This window comes from Brevundimonas sp., from assembly GCF_050729455.1.
Taxonomy (GTDB): Bacteria; Pseudomonadota; Alphaproteobacteria; order Caulobacterales; family Caulobacteraceae; genus Brevundimonas.
Genome location: NZ_JBOHLI010000012.1, coordinates 19,497 through 36,408 on the forward strand (window position 1 = coordinate 19,497; position 16,912 = coordinate 36,408).

General features: G+C 66.1%; 16 protein-coding genes. 1 reads left to right on the forward strand and 15 read right to left on the reverse strand.

All coding sequences use genetic code 11. From position 1 onward, the window contains the following. Window positions 1-149: 149 nt before the first annotated feature. From ACREEF_RS04810 to rpmF, 15 genes are all read right to left on the reverse strand, one after another. Window positions 150-3,725: a M1 family aminopeptidase gene (locus tag ACREEF_RS04810; protein ID WP_431564474.1), complete on the reverse strand. Its 3,576-nt coding sequence runs from the start codon at window positions 3,723-3,725 to the stop codon at window positions 150-152. A 10-nt stretch (window positions 3,726-3,735) separates the two neighbouring features. Beyond that, a complete protein-coding gene (locus ACREEF_RS04815; RefSeq protein ID WP_431564475.1) occupies window positions 3,736-4,629 on the reverse strand; it encodes an ABC transporter ATP-binding protein in 894 nt (297 codons plus the stop codon). Window positions 4,630-4,720: 91 nt separating this feature from the next. After that, entirely contained in the window at window positions 4,721-5,671 is a 951-nt protein-coding gene (gene gcvA / locus ACREEF_RS04820; protein WP_431564476.1) for a transcriptional regulator GcvA, read from the reverse strand. Then, the gene (locus tag ACREEF_RS04825) at window positions 5,668-6,672 is read right to left on the reverse strand and encodes a cysteine synthase A (protein WP_431564477.1); all 1,005 of its coding nucleotides are present in this window, start codon (window positions 6,670-6,672) and stop codon (window positions 5,668-5,670) included. Before ACREEF_RS04825 ends, gcvA begins: the two co-directional genes overlap by 4 nt. Window positions 6,673-6,740: 68 nt before the next feature. After that, window positions 6,741-8,147, reverse strand: a complete 1,407-nt coding sequence (gene lpdA, locus ACREEF_RS04830; protein WP_431564478.1) for a dihydrolipoyl dehydrogenase — start codon at window positions 8,145-8,147, stop codon at window positions 6,741-6,743. 2 nt (window positions 8,148-8,149) lie between these two features. Beyond that, window positions 8,150-8,629 (reverse strand): glutathione peroxidase, encoded by a 480-nt coding sequence (locus ACREEF_RS04835; protein ID WP_431564479.1) that lies wholly within the window; start codon window positions 8,627-8,629, stop codon window positions 8,150-8,152. Window positions 8,630-8,701: 72 nt separating this feature from the next. Then, window positions 8,702-9,976 (reverse strand): pyruvate dehydrogenase complex dihydrolipoamide acetyltransferase, encoded by a 1,275-nt coding sequence (locus ACREEF_RS04840; RefSeq protein WP_431564480.1) that lies wholly within the window; start codon window positions 9,974-9,976, stop codon window positions 8,702-8,704. Next, window positions 9,973-10,281, reverse strand: a complete 309-nt coding sequence (locus tag ACREEF_RS04845; protein WP_431564481.1) for a DUF5076 domain-containing protein — start codon at window positions 10,279-10,281, stop codon at window positions 9,973-9,975. Before ACREEF_RS04845 ends, ACREEF_RS04840 begins: the two co-directional genes overlap by 4 nt. Continuing rightward, on the reverse strand, window positions 10,281-10,598 hold the full coding sequence (locus ACREEF_RS04850; protein WP_431564482.1) for a DUF5076 domain-containing protein: 318 nt from the start codon (window positions 10,596-10,598) through the stop codon (window positions 10,281-10,283). Before ACREEF_RS04850 ends, ACREEF_RS04845 begins: the two co-directional genes overlap by 1 nt. Next, window positions 10,595-11,929: a pyruvate dehydrogenase complex E1 component subunit beta gene (locus ACREEF_RS04855; RefSeq protein ID WP_431564483.1), complete on the reverse strand. Its 1,335-nt coding sequence runs from the start codon at window positions 11,927-11,929 to the stop codon at window positions 10,595-10,597. Before ACREEF_RS04855 ends, ACREEF_RS04850 begins: the two co-directional genes overlap by 4 nt. Window positions 11,930-11,932: 3 nt before the next feature. Continuing rightward, window positions 11,933-12,919, reverse strand: coding sequence for a pyruvate dehydrogenase (acetyl-transferring) E1 component subunit alpha (pdhA, locus tag ACREEF_RS04860; protein WP_431564509.1), 987 nt, complete (start codon window positions 12,917-12,919; stop codon window positions 11,933-11,935). Between the two features lie 157 nt (window positions 12,920-13,076). Then, window positions 13,077-13,397 (reverse strand): FtsB family cell division protein, encoded by a 321-nt coding sequence (locus ACREEF_RS04865; RefSeq protein ID WP_431564510.1) that lies wholly within the window; start codon window positions 13,395-13,397, stop codon window positions 13,077-13,079. Window positions 13,398-13,546: 149 nt separating this feature from the next. Beyond that, window positions 13,547-14,824 carry a phosphopyruvate hydratase gene (eno, locus tag ACREEF_RS04870; RefSeq protein ID WP_431564484.1) on the reverse strand — a complete coding sequence of 426 codons (1,278 nt, stop codon included), beginning with the start codon at window positions 14,822-14,824 and terminating at the stop codon, window positions 13,547-13,549. Between the two features lie 79 nt (window positions 14,825-14,903). Beyond that, window positions 14,904-15,500 carry a hypothetical protein gene (locus tag ACREEF_RS04875; protein WP_431564485.1) on the reverse strand — a complete coding sequence of 199 codons (597 nt, stop codon included), beginning with the start codon at window positions 15,498-15,500 and terminating at the stop codon, window positions 14,904-14,906. A gap of 109 nt (window positions 15,501-15,609) precedes the next feature. Further along, window positions 15,610-15,792: a 50S ribosomal protein L32 gene (gene rpmF, locus ACREEF_RS04880; protein WP_114816620.1), complete on the reverse strand. Its 183-nt coding sequence runs from the start codon at window positions 15,790-15,792 to the stop codon at window positions 15,610-15,612. Between the two features lie 208 nt (window positions 15,793-16,000). Between rpmF and ACREEF_RS04885 the strand changes: the two genes are divergently transcribed. Next, window positions 16,001-16,876, forward strand: a complete 876-nt coding sequence (locus ACREEF_RS04885) for a hypothetical protein (protein WP_431564486.1) — start codon at window positions 16,001-16,003, stop codon at window positions 16,874-16,876. The last annotated feature ends 36 nt before the right edge of the window (window positions 16,877-16,912 follow it).

Consider the following 16,912-nt stretch of genomic DNA (forward strand, 5'->3'; position numbering starts at 1 on the left):
ATCCTGAAAATCTGAAACGAACAGCGCGCCCTGGCCGCTGCGTCTTTGCGTGCGACCTGGTCCGCGCTCTTGCCGTCCTCGTGTCCGCAGACATGAAAAAGGGGGAGAGCGACGACGCCCTCCCCCAAATCAACACCAGTCGCTGAGGATCAGCTGACGGGCTTCACGTTGTCGTCCGAGTTGCGGTCGATCCACCGGTTGTAGGGGTCGATCCCCGCATAGGCCGGCTTCTTGTCCGTGACGAAGCGGAAGACCTGGATTCCGCTGCGCAAGGGACGGCGCTCCATCAGCATGACCGACTTCTGGTCGAACGCCCCCTTGCCCGGCTCGGCCGAGAACAGGCCGACGTCGAAGGTCTCGTTCAACGGAGACTCGGTCTCCTCGCCCTTGCCGTCGGCGTAGAGTTTGCGGGCCTCGACCGTCAGGGCGACGTCCCACTTGCCGTCGGCGCGGCGGGTCGCCGTGACCGACTTGGTCTTCACGTCATACAGGGTGATCTTCTCGAACAGGTCGGTGATCAGGGCCTGCTTGTCAGCCGGCGCCTCGGCGCGGATGGCGGCCAGCAGATCCAGCGAGCGCGGATAGGGCGCAGGCTTGAAGGCGTATTGCGCCAGCACCCGACGCAGGGCGCGGTTCACCGCCTCCTCGCCGATCTGATCGCGCAGCAGGTACATGACCAGGCCGCCCTTCTGATAGTGGATGTATTGCTGGTTCTCGATCCGCAGCAGCGGCATCTCCTCCAGCCGTTCCATGCCGCGCGAACGCAGGTAGCGGTCCAGTTCGTACTTGAGGAAGCGACGGATCTTGTCGGGTCCGTACAGCTTCTCCATCACCATCAGCGCCGAGTATTGCGCCAGGGATTCCGACAGCAGGGTCGAGCCCTGTTGGTCCGATCCGATCACCTGGTGCGCCCACCACTGATGGCCGACCTCATGGGCGGTGACATAGGTGACGTAGTCGATCTTCTCCTCGTCCGTCAGGTCGGCGATGAAGCCGAGCCCCTCCGAGTAGGGCATGGTGTTGGCGAAGGCCTGGGCGAAGCTGGCGTAGGCCGGGAACTCGATGATCCGGGCCTGACGGAACTGATACGGGCTGAACGCCGTGCCGTAGTAGTCCAGCGCCGACTTCATGCCGTTCAGCATCCGTTCGACGTTCCGCTCGTGGCCCTTGTGGTAATAGACCGCCAGCTCGATGGGGCCGTGCTGCTCCTTGGCCACCTGATAGTCAGCGGACTGCACCGAGAAGAAGTTCAGCACCGGGGCCTCGGTGACGAAGCGGGCCGTGCGGCGGCCGTCCCTGGTCACATCCGACACCTTGTAGCCCGGCGCGATCGGCGTCTGATCGGCCACCGTGGTCACGGTGATGTCGGCGTTGACCCAGCCGGAACCGATGTAGTTGTGGTTCTGCGCGCTGACGTCCTCCAACTTGGCCATGCGCAGTTCGGCCGGCAGACCATGCTTGCGGCGCTTGGAGCGATCGGACAGCAGGCCGTCGCGGCCCATGCCGATGGTCAGGCCGAACTCGCCGTTGTTGACGAAGGTGCCGTTGTCGACGATCCGCGTGGTGTCGCCGCTGTTCTTGAAGCCGCGCTGTTCCAGCACCGTTTCAAAGGCGATGGTGCGCTTCTCGCCCGGCTGCATCGGGGTCGCGAAGCGATAGATGCGGTACTCGAACGTGGGCCACGCCTGGGCCACTGTCGCGCCCTGGACGTCCAGCTTGGCGATCTTCAGGTCGTCGTTCCAGCGCAGGTGCACCTCGCTGAGAGGCGCGCCCGTCTGGTTCTGGATGACATAGGTCCCCTTGGTCGTCAGACGCGGCTGGTGCGGATAGAGGTCCAGGTCCAGCTTGACGTCGGTGATCGAGGGCTGAGGCGTCTTCGCGTACTTCAGCAGGGTCTTTTCATAGTCCGCCATCAGTTGCTCGCGTTGATCGCGGCTGCGGTACTCGTTCCAGACGTTGGTGTTGATGAAGGTGAAGACGCCAAGCGCGACAAAGGCGGTCAGGGCGACGCCGCCGATCGCGCCCGCCGGTCCCATCAGGCGACGCGGCAGACGCTGCAGTCGCGGCAGGAACCGCGTCTCCGCCCCCCGACGCCACAGGCCATAGGCGATGACCAGCAATACGATGGCGAAGGCCGACCAGTAGGCCTGCATCCAGCCGGCGTAGCCCGCGAACTTGCCCAGGCCGTTCATGTCCGACAGCGGCATCCCCGTCCCCGAACCATAGCGGTAGAGGATGTGGTCGAAACCCAGGTTGGTCAGGACGATGGTCGAGATCAGATAGACCACCATGATGGCCCAGCCGACGAACTTGTTCGGCGACAGCGACTGCACAAAGATGGCCAGGACCGCCATCAGCGCGAAGCTGATCGACTGGGGCACGACATACCAGAACAGGTATTTGCCGATCTCGTAGTTCGTATAGCCCTTGATCGTCTGCACGATCATCCCGGCCAGCGAAGCCGCCGCCAGCGTCGAGACCAGCACCAGGATCAGGGCCAGGGTCTTGGGCAGCAGGAAGGTCCAGTCCGGCGTCGCGGTCGAGTCGATGATCTCATGCGTGCGCCGCTCGCGATCGCGCCAGACCAGCTCGCCCGAATAGTAGATGGCGATGATCATGGTGATCAGACCGAACGAGCCGCCCAGCGTCTCGATCACCACGCGCGTCACCGGCAGGACCGGCGCGCCGTAGAACTCGCCCGCAAACAGCAGGACGGCGATGCCGAAGGCGAAGCCCAGGGCCAGCATGACGAAATAGGCCGGGCTCAGGAACACGGCCTTCATCTCGAAGGCGGTGCGCGAGACCAGCTGCGTCCAGCCGGCCTTGAAGCCGTAGGTGGGCGAGGCCAAAGGCGCGACGGGTGCGCGGGCGTCGGGAGCGGCCTCGGCCATCGCCTTCAGCTTCTCCTGCTTGCGCAGCTTCGATCCGCGCGGCGACGGGCGATACAGAGGATAGGCGGCGGCCAGGAAGGCCAGGCTGACGCCCAGCCACAGCAGCTTGTTGCCCAGCAGGACGCCGGTCAGCGGCGCGTTGATCGTGTTCCGCTCAGCCGCCGTCCAGTACTTGGTCGCCAGGCCATAGGCGCCGGCGCCGAAGGGCTCCAGCCAGGCCACCAAGGTCTCCAGCTCAGGCTTGGAGCCGAACACCGAGGTCGTCGTCATGTAGAAGATGAAGACCCCGACGACGCCGACATAGGTCGCCATCATCGAACGGGTCACGGTCGCCAGGGTGAAGAAGACCGCCGAGCTGAACAGCAGCCCCGGCAGGCCCATGACGACGAAGCCATAGAGGTAGTCCAGCGGGCGGAAAGGCCCGACCGTTTCCTTGTCCACCCACGGCATCAGCGTGCCGATCAGGATGCCGAGCGCCACGCTCAGGAAGGCCAGGGCCACCACGGCGAAGGCGCCGAGGAAGCGCCCGTACAGATAGTCGAACTTCGACAATCGGCTGGCCTGGATCATCGGGCCGAAGCCGGTCGTGGCGTCACGCACCACGACGTTGGCGACGATGGCCGTCGTCGCCAGCATGAAGAACAGATTGAAGATCAGGTGGGCCTGAGCAATGGCGAACGGCGCGTTCTTGAAGATGTTGCCGCCCGACCCGACGCTGACGTTCGGGCTGGCGACCGAGCCGAAACTCAGCAGGAAGAAGAGGATGGAAATGACCCAGAAGGCGGGCTGGCGAAGCTGATAGCGGAACTCGAAGGCCGCGACTTTCCCGAACATGATGCGGGCCTCAGGCGGCTTGAGCGAGGGCCGGGCGGCGCGAGGCGGCCAGGGTCGAGAAATAGACGTCTTCCAGACCGCCCGAGGCCAGCTCGAAGCCCTCTCCCGGTTTGGCGTCGGCCAGGACGTGGATCACGGTCTGACCCGCGAACAGGCGCGTCGAGATGACCTCGTAGCGGGCGCGGTGTTCCGGCAGCGCCTCCTTGGCGATGGCCTTCTTCCAGACGCGACCGGCCATCTGCTTCATCAACTCCAGCGGCGCGCCCTCCAACTGGATCTTGCCGCCCGCCAGCACCGCCATGCGCGGGCACAGGTCGGCCACGTCCTCGACGATGTGGGTCGACAGGATGACCACCACGTTCTCGCCGATCTCGGCCAGCAGGTTGAGGAAGCGGTTGCGCTCCTCCGGGTCCAGCCCGGCGGTGGGCTCATCGACGATGATGAGGCGCGGGTTGCCGATCAGGGCCTGGGCGATGCCGAAACGCTGGCGCATCCCGCCCGAGAAACCGGCCAGGGCCTTGCGCCGGACGCTCCACAGATTGACCTGGTTCAGCAGGGCCTCGACCGTCTGCTTGCGTTCCTTGCCGTCAGCTATGCCCTTCAGCACCGCCATGTGGTCCAGCATGTCGTAGGCCGAAACGCGGGGATAGACGCCGAAGTCCTGGGGCAGATAGCCCAGGGTGCGGCGCAACTGCTCCGGCTGGCGGATCACGTCGATGTCGCCGAAGCGGATCTCGCCCGAGGTCGGGCTCTGCAGGGTGGCGATCGTCCGCATCAGCGTAGACTTGCCTGCCCCGTTGGGGCCCAGCAGGCCGAACATCCCGGTCGGGATTGTCAGGCTGACGTCGTCCAGAGCCCGCGTCCCGTTGCCGTAGACGTGGACCAGATTGTTGATGGTCAGCATGAAGCGCCCCCGCGTGTAAAAGGTGCTTTACGCTGACGGATTCAACACCCGTTCATCAAGTTACAAATCAGACAGAAAAGCGGCAAACCGATCAGAGGTCGTCCACGCGCTGTTCCGCCGCCTGGACCTCGGCCTTCATCCAGCGGACGAAGGCGCGAGCGGGTTCGGACACGCCGCTGCGGCGGGTCAGGACATGATAAGCCATCTCGGTCGAAAGAGCCCCGTCAGCGAAGGGCGAGACCAGACGTCCCGACGCCAGGTCCTCGGCCACAAAGGCGTAGGGCGCCAGGGCCACGCCCTGACCGTGGGCGGCGGCCTCGATGGCCAGCGCCGTCTGGTCGAAGCGCGGTCCGGCCGTGGCGTCGACCTGGTCCACGCCCCTCGCCTTCAGCCAGGTCGCCCAGTCCGGTCGAGGCTCTTCCAGTTCACCGGCGCGCAAATGGATCAGGACATGCTTCGCCAGATCAGTCGGACGCTTCAGCGCCCTGGGTCCGACCAACAGGGCCGGGCTGCACACCGGGGTCACGTCGGCCGACAGCAGGCGCTCGGAGCGCACGCCGGAATAGTCGCCGCGGCCATAGCGGACGGCCACATCCACCCGTCCGCCGCCGACATCGGCCAACCGCATGTCCGCCGACATCCACACCTCGACCTCGGGATGGGCCGCTGCGAACCGGGCGATGCGCGGGGCCAGCCACTTGGCGGCGAAGGACGGCGGCACGCTGACCGCCAGGGCGTGGCGACGGTCCGGGCGATACAGCAGGTCCCCTGCCCGTTTCAGATAGTCGAAGCCGTCGTGCAGCAAGGGATAGAGCTCGGCGCCCAGGTCGGTCAGGGCGATCTGGCGCCCCTCGCGATGGAACAGCGGCGCGCCCGCGTGCTCCTCCAGAATACGGATCTGCTGGCTGATCGCGCCGGGCGTGACCGACAGCTCCTCGGCGGCGCGGGTGATGTTCAGACGGCGCGCCGCGGCCTCGAACGCCTTCAGGGCGTTCAGCGGGGGGATGCGGCTTTCGACGGCTGCGTCCTTCTTGCGGCTCATCGGGGCAGCCACTCCGGCGTCGGCAGGCCGCGCGCGGTCAGGAAGGCGGGGTCATAGACCTTGCTGGAATAGCGCTGACCGGCGTCGCACAGGACGGTGACGATGGTCTTGCCCGGCCCCAGGTCGCGGGCCATGCGGATGGCCCCGGCGATGTTCACCCCGCTGGACGGCCCCAGCGACAGGCCCTCGTGTTTCACCAGATCGAACAGGATGGGCAGGAATTCGGCGTCCTCGATGCGGTAAGGGTGATCGACCGCCAGCCCGTCCAGATTGCCGGTGATGCGGTTGACGCCGATGCCCTCGGTGATCGACGAGCCCTCGCCCTTCAGCACCCCCTCGGTGAACCAGCTGTAGAGCGCGGCCCCCGGCACATCGGCCAGACCGATGGCGATGCCCGGCTTCTGTTCGCGCAGATAGGCGGCGCATCCGGCCAGCGTCCCGCCCGATCCGACGGCGCAGATGAAGCCGTCGATCTGGCCGTCCGTCTGCTTCCAGATTTCGGGCGCGGTGCCTTCATAATGGGCTTCGCGATTGGCCAGGTTGTCAAACTGATCGGCGTAAAAGGCCCCGTTCGGCTCGTTCCCGTTCAGTTCCTCGGCCAGACGGCGGGAATAGGCGACGAAATGGTTGGGGCTGGCGAAGGGCGCGGGATCGACCTCGATCAGACGGGCGCCGTGCAGACGCACCGCGCGCTTCTTCTCGTCCGTCTGGCTGCGCGGCATGACGATGACGACGGGGTGGCCCAGCGCCGCCCCGACCAGGGCCAGGCCGATGCCGGTGTTGCCCGCCGTGCCTTCGACGATGACGCCGCCGGGCTTCAAGGCGCCGGACGCGCGGGCCTTCCTGATGATGCTGAGCGCCGCCCGGTCCTTGATCGAACCGCCGACGTTCATGAACTCGGCCTTGCCGAGGATCTCGCAGCCGGTCAGCTCCGACGCGCGCTTGAGCCGCACCAGGGGCGTGTTGCCGATCAGGCCGAGGGCGTCAGAGGCGACGATCATGGAACTTCCGAACCGTGGACCAGGAGGGTCGTTCTCTTAGCCACAGTTCAGAAATTCTAACAACCACATCAGATGTGGATGACGCGTCCATAGGCGTCCAGAGCGGCCTCGTGCATGGCCTCGGACATGGTCGGGTGCGGGTAGACGATGCCGTGGATGTCTTCCTCGGTCGCTTCCATGGTGATGGCGGTGACGTAGCCCTGGATCATCTCGGTCACTTCGTGGCCGATCATGTGGGCGCCGATCAGGGCGCCGGTCTTGGCGTCGAAGATGACCTTGACGAAACCGTCGATCTCGCCGGCCGCCACGGCTTTGCCGTTCACGCGGAACGGGAAGCGGCCGATCTTGACCTCGCGCTTCTCGGCGCGTGCGCCCTGCTCGGTGATCCCGACCGAGGCGACCTGCGGCTGGGCATAGGTGCAGCCGGCGATGGGTGAATGGACGTTCGGCGTCTTGTAGGCCGCGATGTGCTCGGCGGCGTGGATGCCTTCGTGGCTGGCCTTGTGCGCCAGCCAGGGCGCGCCGGCGCAGTCGCCGATGGCGTAGAGGCCCTTGACGTTGGTCTGGCAGTGGCTGTCGGTCTTGATGTGGCCGCGGTCCAGTTCGACGCCCAGCGCCTCCAGACCGATGCCGTCGGTGTTGGCGGTGATGCCGACGGCCGAGATGCAGACCTCGGCCTCCAGCGTTTCGGCCTTGCCGTTGACTTCAACAGCGACCTTCACGCCCTTGGAATCCTTGGAGACCTTGGTCACCTTGGCGCCGACCTTGAACTTGATGCCGCGCTTCTCGAAGGACTTCTGGGCGGCCTTGGAGACCTCTTCGTCCTCGACCGGCATGATGCGGTCGACGGCTTCCACCACCGTCACCTCGGCGCCCAGGGCGCGATAGAAGCTGGCGAATTCGATGCCGATGGCGCCTGAGCCGATGACGACGAAGGTCTTGGGCAGTTTCTTGGGGGCCAGGGCGTCGCGATAGGCCCAGATCTTGTCGCCGTCCGCTTCCAGGCCGATCTGCGGCAGGGCGCGGGCGCGGGCGCCGACGGCGAGCATGACGGTCTTGGCTTCGATGGCGCGCGTGCCGCCGGCCTTGAGGGCGACGACGACCTTGGGCGCGACAGCGCCCTTCTCGAGCGTGGCCGAGCCTTCGATCACCTCGATCTTGTTCTTCTTCATCAGGAAGCCGATGCCCTTGTTCATCGTCGCCGCGACCCCGCGCGAGCGCTGGATGATGGCGTCGAAGTCAAAGGACGCGCCCGAGGCGGACAGGCCGTATTCCTTGAGGTGGCTCAGGCTCTCGAACTTTTCGCCCGACTTCAACAGGGCCTTGGTCGGGATGCAGCCCCAGTTCAGGCAGATACCGCCCAGGTTCTCGCGCTCGACGATGGCGACCTTCAGGCCCAGCTGGCTAGCGCGGATCGCCGCGACGTAACCGCCGGGGCCCGAACCGATGACGACGAGATCGAATTCAGCAGCCATGGTCAGATCAACTTCTCGATGTCGGCCTTGATGGCCGCGGGTTCAGTCTGGGGCGAATAGCGCGCGACGACGCGGCCTTCGCGGTCGGTCAGGAACTTGGTGAAGTTCCACTTGATGGCCTGGGAGCCGAGGAAGCCGCGCTTCTGCTTGGTCAGCCAGGCGTAGAGCGGGTGTCGGTTCGGCCCGTTGACCTCCACCTTGTCGAACAGGGGGAAGGTCACGTCGAAGCTGGTGGCGCAGAAGGCGGCGATTTCCGCCGCCCTGCCCGGCTCCTGCTGGCCGAACTGGTTGCAGGGAAAGCCCAGGACCTCAAAGGGCGCGTCGGCGAAGTCGCGGTGCAGCTTCTCCAGCCCGTCATACTGACCGGTGAAGCCGCATTTGGACGCCGTATTGACGATCAGCAGCGCCTGACCGCGATAGCGGTCCAGCGCCACGTCCGTGCCGTCAATGGCCCGGGCGGAGAAGTCATAGACCGAGGTCATGACCCCTCTCCTCCCACTTTTTCAGCACATGATCTCATCCGAAAACCGCTGACACTTTTCGGGATCATGTGACTAGGCCAGCATCGCCACGGGATCTTCGATCAGCGGCTTGAACGCCTGCAGGAAGCGGGCGCCCGTCGCGCCATCGACCACGCGGTGATCGCAGGTCAGGGTCACGGTCATGACCGTGGCCGGCACGATCTGGCCGTCCTTGACGACCGGACGCTGCTCGCCGGCGCCCACGCTCATGATGCAGCCCTGCGGCTCGTTGATGATCGAGGTGAACTGCTTGATGCCGAACATGCCCAGGTTGGACACCGAGAAGGTGCCGCCCTGGAACTCTTCCGGCTTCAGCTTGCGTTCGCGGGCGCGCTTGGCCAGATCCTTGGACTCGGTCGCGATCTGCGCCAGGCCCTTGGTCTCGGCCTTTTTGATGATCGGGGTGATCAGGCCGCCGTCGATCGCCACCGCCATCGAGACGTCGGCGTTGTGGTGCATGGCGATGCCTTCGGGGGTGTAGGAGGCGTTCGCCTCCGGCACCATCTTCAGCGCCATGGCCGCGGCCTTGATGACGAAGTCGTTGACCGAGACCTTGATGCCCTGCGGCTCCAGCATCTTGTTCACCTTGGCGCGAACAGCCATCAGCTGGTCGATCTCGCAGTCGATGAACAGCGGGAAGTGCGGGACGTTCTGGATGCTGTCGACCATGCGACGCGCCACGGCCTTCTTCATCCCGTCCAGCGGGATCAGGTCGTAGCTGCCGTCCGGGATGCCCATCTGGGCCAGCGACAGAGCCTGACGCGGGGCGATGCCCGTGGTCGCGGCGGTCGTCGTCGCGGCCGCCGGTTGAGCGGCTCCCTTCGGAGCCCCCTCCACGTCGCGCTTGACGATGCGGCCGTGCGGGCCGGTGCCCTTGATCGACTTCAGATCGACGCCGTTCTGGGCGGCGATGCGGCGAGCCAGGGGCGAGGCGAAGATGCGTTCGCCGCTGGCCGACTTCGGCGCCGCCGGAGCCGTCGGGGCAGCAACCTTCGGCGCTTCGGCCGGAGCGGCTGCGGCCTTGGGAGCCTCTTCAGCCTTGGCGGCGGGCTTGGGCGCAGCAGCGCCGCCCTCTTCCTTCAGGCGGGCGATCGGGGTGTTGACCTTCACGCCCTCGGTGCCTTCGGCGACCAGGATGTCGGTGACTTCGCCCTCGTCGACGGCCTCGACTTCCATCGTGGCCTTGTCGGTCTCGATCTCGGCGATGACGTCGCCGGCGGAGACGACGTCCCCGACCTTGACGTGCCACTTGGCCAGAACGCCCTCTTCCATCGTCGGCGACAGGGCCGGCATCAGGATGTCGGTCATTGGGCGGGCTCCGTCTTGGCGGTCGCTGCGGCCTGGGCGTGGGCCTTGTCCCAGCTGTCGCGGATGGCCTTGAACGCCTCGGCCTGGTCGAAACCGTGATGTTCGGCGTAGGCGTGGGAATAGTGCCAGGCCAGTTCCGCCAGGACGACGCCGATATTGCCCGGCTCAGCCAGAGCCGGGCGGATGTTCATGATCGGACCGGTCCCGTTCCACCAGACGCGGGCCAGCTCGATGATCTGATCCTCGGGAGCGTTCAGGCCCTCGGGGATCGGCAGGGAACGTTGTTCCAGAGCGGCGGCGTCCATCAGGCGTTCCCCTTCGCTTTGACCGCAGGCTCGGCCACGGTCTGCACATTGTCGGCCTTCACGACCTCGGAAAGGCCCTGAAGGATGCGATTGTAGGCTTCGCGCTCATTGTGACCGTGACGCACGGCGTAGCCATGCGCCATGTGACGCGCGGCATAGGCCAGCATCTGGCCGAACTGGATCGGGTCTTTGAAGGCCGGCTTCACCGACATGACCGGCTCGTTCTTCGACCACCACATCCGCAGCACCTCGATGGCCTGCGGGTCGGCGGCGACGCTGTCCGGCGTCGTCAGTTGGAACTCGGACGCCTCGCTCACGCCATCACCTGCTTCACGGCGGCCACGATCTTGTCCACGCCCGGCAGCGACAGCACTTCCAGGTTGGCGGCGTAGGGCAGCGGCACGTCTTCCTGGTGCACGCGCAGCGGCGGGGCGTCCAGGTAGTCGAAGGCGTGTTCGATCACGCGGGCCACGACCTCGGCGCCGACGCCCATCGGACCCCAGCCTTCTTCGGCCGAGACCAGACGGCTGGTCTTCTTGACGCTTTCGACGATGGTTTCATGATCCAGCGGACGCAGGGTGCGCAGGTCGATGACCTCGGCCTCGATGCCTTCCTCGGCCAGCTTCTCAGCGGCCTGGAGGGCGAAGCCGACCATGCGGGCGTGGGCCGTGATGGTGACGTCCTTGCCTTCGCGACGGACCTTGGCCTTGCCGATCGGCAGGACGTAGTCGTCGCCTTCCGGCACGTCGAACTCGGTGCCGTACAGCATTTCGTGTTCGAGGAAGACGACAGGGTTCGGATCGCGGATGGCGGCTTTCAGCAGACCCTTGGCGTCAGCCGCGTCGTAAGGCGCGATGACCTTCAGGCCGGGGATCTGGGCGTACCAGGCCGAATAGTCCTGGCTGTGCTGGGCGCCGACGCGGCTGGCGGCGCCGTTCGGGCCGCGGAAGACGATGTCGGCGCGGATCTGACCGCCCGACATATACAGGGTCTTGGCCGCCGAGTTGATGATGTGGTCGATCGCCTGCATGGCGAAGTTGAACGTCATGAACTCGACGATCGGCTTCAGGCCCGCCATGGCGGCGCCGACGCCGAGACCGGCGAAGCCGTGCTCGGTGATCGGGGTGTCGATCACGCGCTGGGCGCCGAATTCCTGCAGCAGGTCGCGGCTGACCTTGTAGGCGCCCTGATACTGGGCGACTTCCTCGCCGATCAGGAAGACGCGGTCGTCACGACGCATTTCCTCGGCCATGGCGTCGCGCAGGGCGTCGCGCACGGTCGTCTTGACCAGCTTGGCGTCGGCCGGGATTTCCGGGTCGCGCAGTTCAACCTTGGGCGCAGCCGGAGCAGCGGCGACCGGAGCAGCCTGAGGCGCCGCTTCAGCCTTGGGCGCGGGCGCAGGCGCGCTGTCTTCGCCGGCCAGACGTGCGATCAGTGTGTTGACCTTCACGTTCTCGGAGCCTTCCGGCACCAGGATTTCCAGCACTTCGCCTTCATCGACGGCTTCGACTTCCATCGTCGCCTTGTCGGTTTCGATCTCGGCGATCACCTGGCCGGCCGACACGGTGTCGCCTGCCTTGATGTGCCACTTGGTCAGCGTGCCCTCTTCCATCGTGGGGGACAGCGCCGGCATCAGAATGTCGGTCACGGATCAGGCCTCCACGTAGACGTCAGTATAGAGCTCGGACGGATCCGGCTCAGGGCTTTCCTGTGCGAACTGCACGGCTTCGGCGACGATGGCTTTCACCTCGTTGTCGATGGCCTTCAGCTCTTCCTCAGTCGCCTTGGCGGCGGCGAGCAGCACCTTCAGGTGATCGATCGGGTCGCGGGTCTTTTTGACCTCGTCGACCTCTTCCTTGGTGCGGTACTTGGCCGGGTCCGACATGGAGTGGCCGCGATAGCGGTAGGTCTTCACTTCCAGGATGTAGGGGCCGCCGCCTTCACGGGCGCGCTTCACGGCGCGGGCCGTGGCGTCGCGGACCGCCAGCACGTCCATGCCGTCGACCTGCTCGCCTGGGATGCCGAAGCTGGCGCCGCGCATGTAGAGTTCGGTCGTGGACGACGAGCGCTCGATGCTCGTGCCCATGGCGTACTGGTTGTTCTCGATGATGTAGATGGCCGGCAGCTTCCACAGCTGGGCCATGTTGAAGCTCTCGTAGACCTGACCCTGGTTCGAGGCGCCGTCGCCGAAATAGACGAAGGCGACCGAGTCATCGCCGCGGTACTTGCCGGCGAAAGCCAGACCGGTGCCCAGCGCCACCTGGGCGCCGACGATGCCGTGACCGCCGTAGAAGCCGGTCGGCACATCGAACATATGCATCGAGCCGCCCTTGCCCTTGGACGAGCCGCCGATGCGGCCGGTCAGCTCGGCCATGACGGCGTTGGGATCCATGCCCGCGGCCAGCATATGGCCGTGGTCACGGTAGCCCGTGATGATCTTGTCGTGGCCCTGCCTGACGCTCTCCTGAACGCCCACCGCCACGGCTTCCTGGCCGATGTACAGGTGGCAGAAGCCGCCGATCAGGCCCATGCCGTAAAGCTGGCCCGCGCGCTCCTCGAAGCGGCGGATGAGGACCATCTCGCGATAGAAGCGCAGCAGGTCTTCCTTCGAAGCCTGGGGCGCGTTCGGAATCTTCATGTCGCCCGAATTGGACGATGATTTCTGAGCGGCGGCTTTCGCCATCCGGCATCTCCCGGCTGTGCCCCGGTTTCAGGGCTTCTTATCGTTACGGAAGGGGCTTTAGCAGCCTTCGTTCCCGAAACGCAAAGCGCGCCAGCCTGGCTGTAACAATAGTTCAGGAGGCGCGGATCGCGCCAGGGTTGCGTGCGGCCGGGGCGTTAAGGCGAACCACGTAGTCGCGAGGATCGGCGAAGCCGAGCACCGCCCGCGCCCGCTCTTCCAGCAGGTCCTTCGACAGGCTCTCGGTCCGCAGGTAGCGCACGCGGACTTCCAGGTCGCGGCGTTGCTCCGTCAGGTGGGCCAACTGCGCCTCGCGCCTGGCCAGAAGCGCGTCGCGCTCGCCGCCGCTCAGCAGGCCGCGCTGCCCGGTCAGGGCCTGAACGCCCAGATAGACGATCAAGAACAACAGGAAGACGGACGGCAGGTAGGGCTTCATCTGCTCGGGCACGACTGACGCTCCTTCTGAGCGCAAACACGGTTTCCTGATCCTGAGCGAAAATGCCTAACGAACCGTAGCTTGGCCGCAATTGCGAACGCCGCCCCCGAGGTCCGGAGGCGGCGTCGCGCACTTCATTGTGAGAAGGCTTACTTCAGCAGCATGCCGTCGCCGAAATAGGCGGCCTGGTCGCCCAGCATCTCTTCGATGCGCAGCAGTTGATTGTACTTGGCCGTACGGTCCGAGCGGGCCAGCGAGCCGGTCTTGATCTGACCGCAGTTGGTGGCGACGGCCAGGTCGGCGATGGTCGAGTCCTCGGTCTCGCCCGAGCGGTGGCTCATCACCGAGGTGTAGCCGGCGCGGTGCGCCATATCGACGGCGTCCAGGGTCTCGGACAGGGTGCCGATCTGGTTGACCTTGATCAGGATGGAGTTGGCCAGGCCTTCGCCGATGCCGGCCGCCAGGCGGCGCGGGTTGGTCACGAACAAGTCATCGCCGACCAGCTGAACGCGGTCGCCCAGACGGTCCGTCAGCAGCTTCCAGCCGTCGAAGTCGTCCTCGGCGCAGCCGTCCTCGATCGAGACGATGGGGAAGCGCTCGACCAGATCGGCCAGGTAGCCGACCATGCCGTCGGCGTCGAAGCTCTTGCCCTCGCCCGTCAGGTTGTACTTGCCGTTCTTGAAGAACTCGGTCGAGGCGACGTCGAGGCCCAGGTGGAAGTCCTCGCCCGCCAGATAGCCGGCCGACTGGCCCGCCTTGGTGATGAAGGCCAGGGCTTCTTCGGCCGAGGCCAGGTTGGGCGCGAAGCCGCCCTCGTCGCCGACGTTGGTGTTGTGGCCCGCGTCTTTCAGCGCCTTCTTCAGGGCGTGGAAGATTTCAGCGCCCATGCGCAGGGCGTCCGAGAAGCTGTCGGCGCCGGTCGGCAGGATCATGAACTCCTGGATGTCGATCGGATTGTCGGCGTGGGCGCCGCCGTTGATGATGTTCATCATCGGGGTCGGCAGGATGCGGGCCGAGACGCCGCCGATGTAGCGATGCAGCGGCAGGTTCGAGCTGATGGCGCTGGCCTTGGCCGCAGCCAGCGACACGCCGAGGATGGCGTTGGCGCCGAGGCGGGCCTTGTTGTCCGTGCCATCCAGTTCGATCAGGGCCTCGTCCAGGCGGCGCTGGTCTTCGGCGTCCATGCCGGACAGGGCGTCAAAGATCTCGCCATTGACGGCGTCAACCGCCTTCTGGACGCCCTTGCCGCCCCACATGTCCATGTCGCCGTCACGCAGCTCGACCGCTTCGTGCGCGCCGGTCGAGGCGCCCGACGGCACGGCGGCGCGGCCAAAGCTGCCGTCTTCCAGGGTGACGTCCACTTCGACCGTCGGATTGCCCCGGCTGTCGAGAATCTGGCGGGCGACGATGTCGGCGATGTCGGTCATGAGGAAGGCGCTCTGTCAGGAGGAGAAGTTCAGCCCCCGGTTTAGACCAGCCGCCGCCGAATCGCCAACCGCGCCGAAGCTAACCGCAGCTTTCGACCAACTGGATCGACGGGCCGCCGCCGTGGATGGCCTTCACCTTGCCGTCTACGCCGACATCATAGCGAACGCCGCGCGCGGCCGTGTCGGTGACATAGGGCTCGCTTCTGGGCCCGCCGCTCCAGACGGTGACGTATTCCGACGGCGCCGATTCGTACTTGTGGGGCGAGAGCTGGGCGGCGGCGCCATAGGCCTGCTTCACTGCGGCGGCGGGCGCGCCCAGGCCCAGGGCATGGTCGGTCACGGCCGATGCGCCATCGCGCAGCGTCACCCGGCTGACCTTGCCCTCTTCCGTCATAACCCAGACGCCTTCGGGCGCGCGGGCGGGATGGAAGACATTGCAGCCGTTGGGATCGGCGATGGGCTTGTCCGGCGCGCCATAAGCCCGCTCGACTTCGGCGATGGTCTGGCCGACGCGAATGGCGCCGAAACCCTCGGCCGTCAGATGATCCGCTACAGGGCCCTCGGTCGTGACGACCGCAGCGGGCGCTTCCGGCGCAGCGGGCGCGGGTTCAACTGGCCCCTTGCACCCCGCCAGGGCGAGGACAGCGACAGAGCCGAGGGCGGCGAAGCGGGTCATGCGAGCATCTCCTGGTCAGGTTCGACGCAGACTACGCACGAAAACGGCGCGCGATACATCGCGCGCCGTTGAATTCATCGTCCGGCCGAAGCCGAGGCCTTATAGAAGACTAGTCTTCCTTCGGCGTAATGACCTGACGGCCGCGATAGGTGCCGGTCTTCAGGTCGATGTGGTGGGGACGCTTCAGCTCGCCCGTGTCCTTGTCTTCGACGTAGGAGTTGGCGCCCAGGGCGTCGTGTGCACGACGCATATTGCGACGCGAGGGGGATACTTTGCGCTTCGGAACGGCCATGTCCGTCTCAATCTCTAAGTCGGTGCGCCGTGAAGACGCGAAAACAACAGCGGCGGCCCCCCGATAAGAGCCGCCACGCGAGGGCGGGCTTATGCATGAAGCCGCAACCGATTTCAAGCCGTGCCGTGACAATCGACCCGACACGCCAGGCTGGCGGTCCAAAGCCGCTTGCGGCAGTGTCCTGATACCGATGTCACGGGAGGGCGGAATGCGCAAACTTTGGACGACGACCCTGGTCGCGAGCCTGGCCTTGGGCACGATGCTCGCCTCTACGCCGACGTTCGCGCAGTCGGGCCCGACTGTCCTGCCCCTCCCCGACGACGCTGCCTATCCGGAGGGCGTCACGGTCGATCCGGCGACCGGCGCCGTCTATACCAACAGCGCCGACACAGGCGTGATCTTCCGGATCGATCCCGATACAGGCGTCGTGACCCGCATCGGCGACCCGCTCGATCTGGCCGATTCTCGGCCCGCGAGGCCTGTCTCCGTGGCGCTGGGCCTCAAGGCCGACGGACAGGGCCGCCTATGGGTGGCCGGGGCGCGGACCGGTTCGATGCACGTCGTTGACATCGCCACTGGCGCGCGGCTGGCGCGCTTCACCACGCCCGAAGGCCCCTGGCTAATCAACGACGTGGCCCTGACGCAGGACGCCGCCTACTTCACCGACACCCTGCGTCCGGTGCTGTGGCGCGTCGCGCGTGATTCGGTCGCCGACACCGCTCTGGAGCCCTGGCTGTCGTTCGAGGGGACGGCGCTGGAATACGGCGAGGCCCCCAATCTGAACGGCATCGTCGCCACGCCGGACGGCCGCTACCTGATCGTGGTCCTGATGAGGACCGGGCGGCTGTTCCGCATCGACACCCTCACCCGCGAGGTGGTCGCGATCGACACGGGTGATTCGGTTCTGGATGGCGGCGACGGCCTGGCGCTGATCGACCAGCGACTGTTCCTTGTGCGTCAGTCGGCGGGTGAGGTCGTGGCTCTGGACCTGTCGGCCGACCTGGCTTCGGCCGTCGAAGCGAAACGCATCAAGCCGGCCGAACTGGCGTGGCCGGCCACCATCGCTGTCCGGGGCGACCGCTGATCGTGGCCAACAGCCAGTTGAACCGACGCGGCTCGG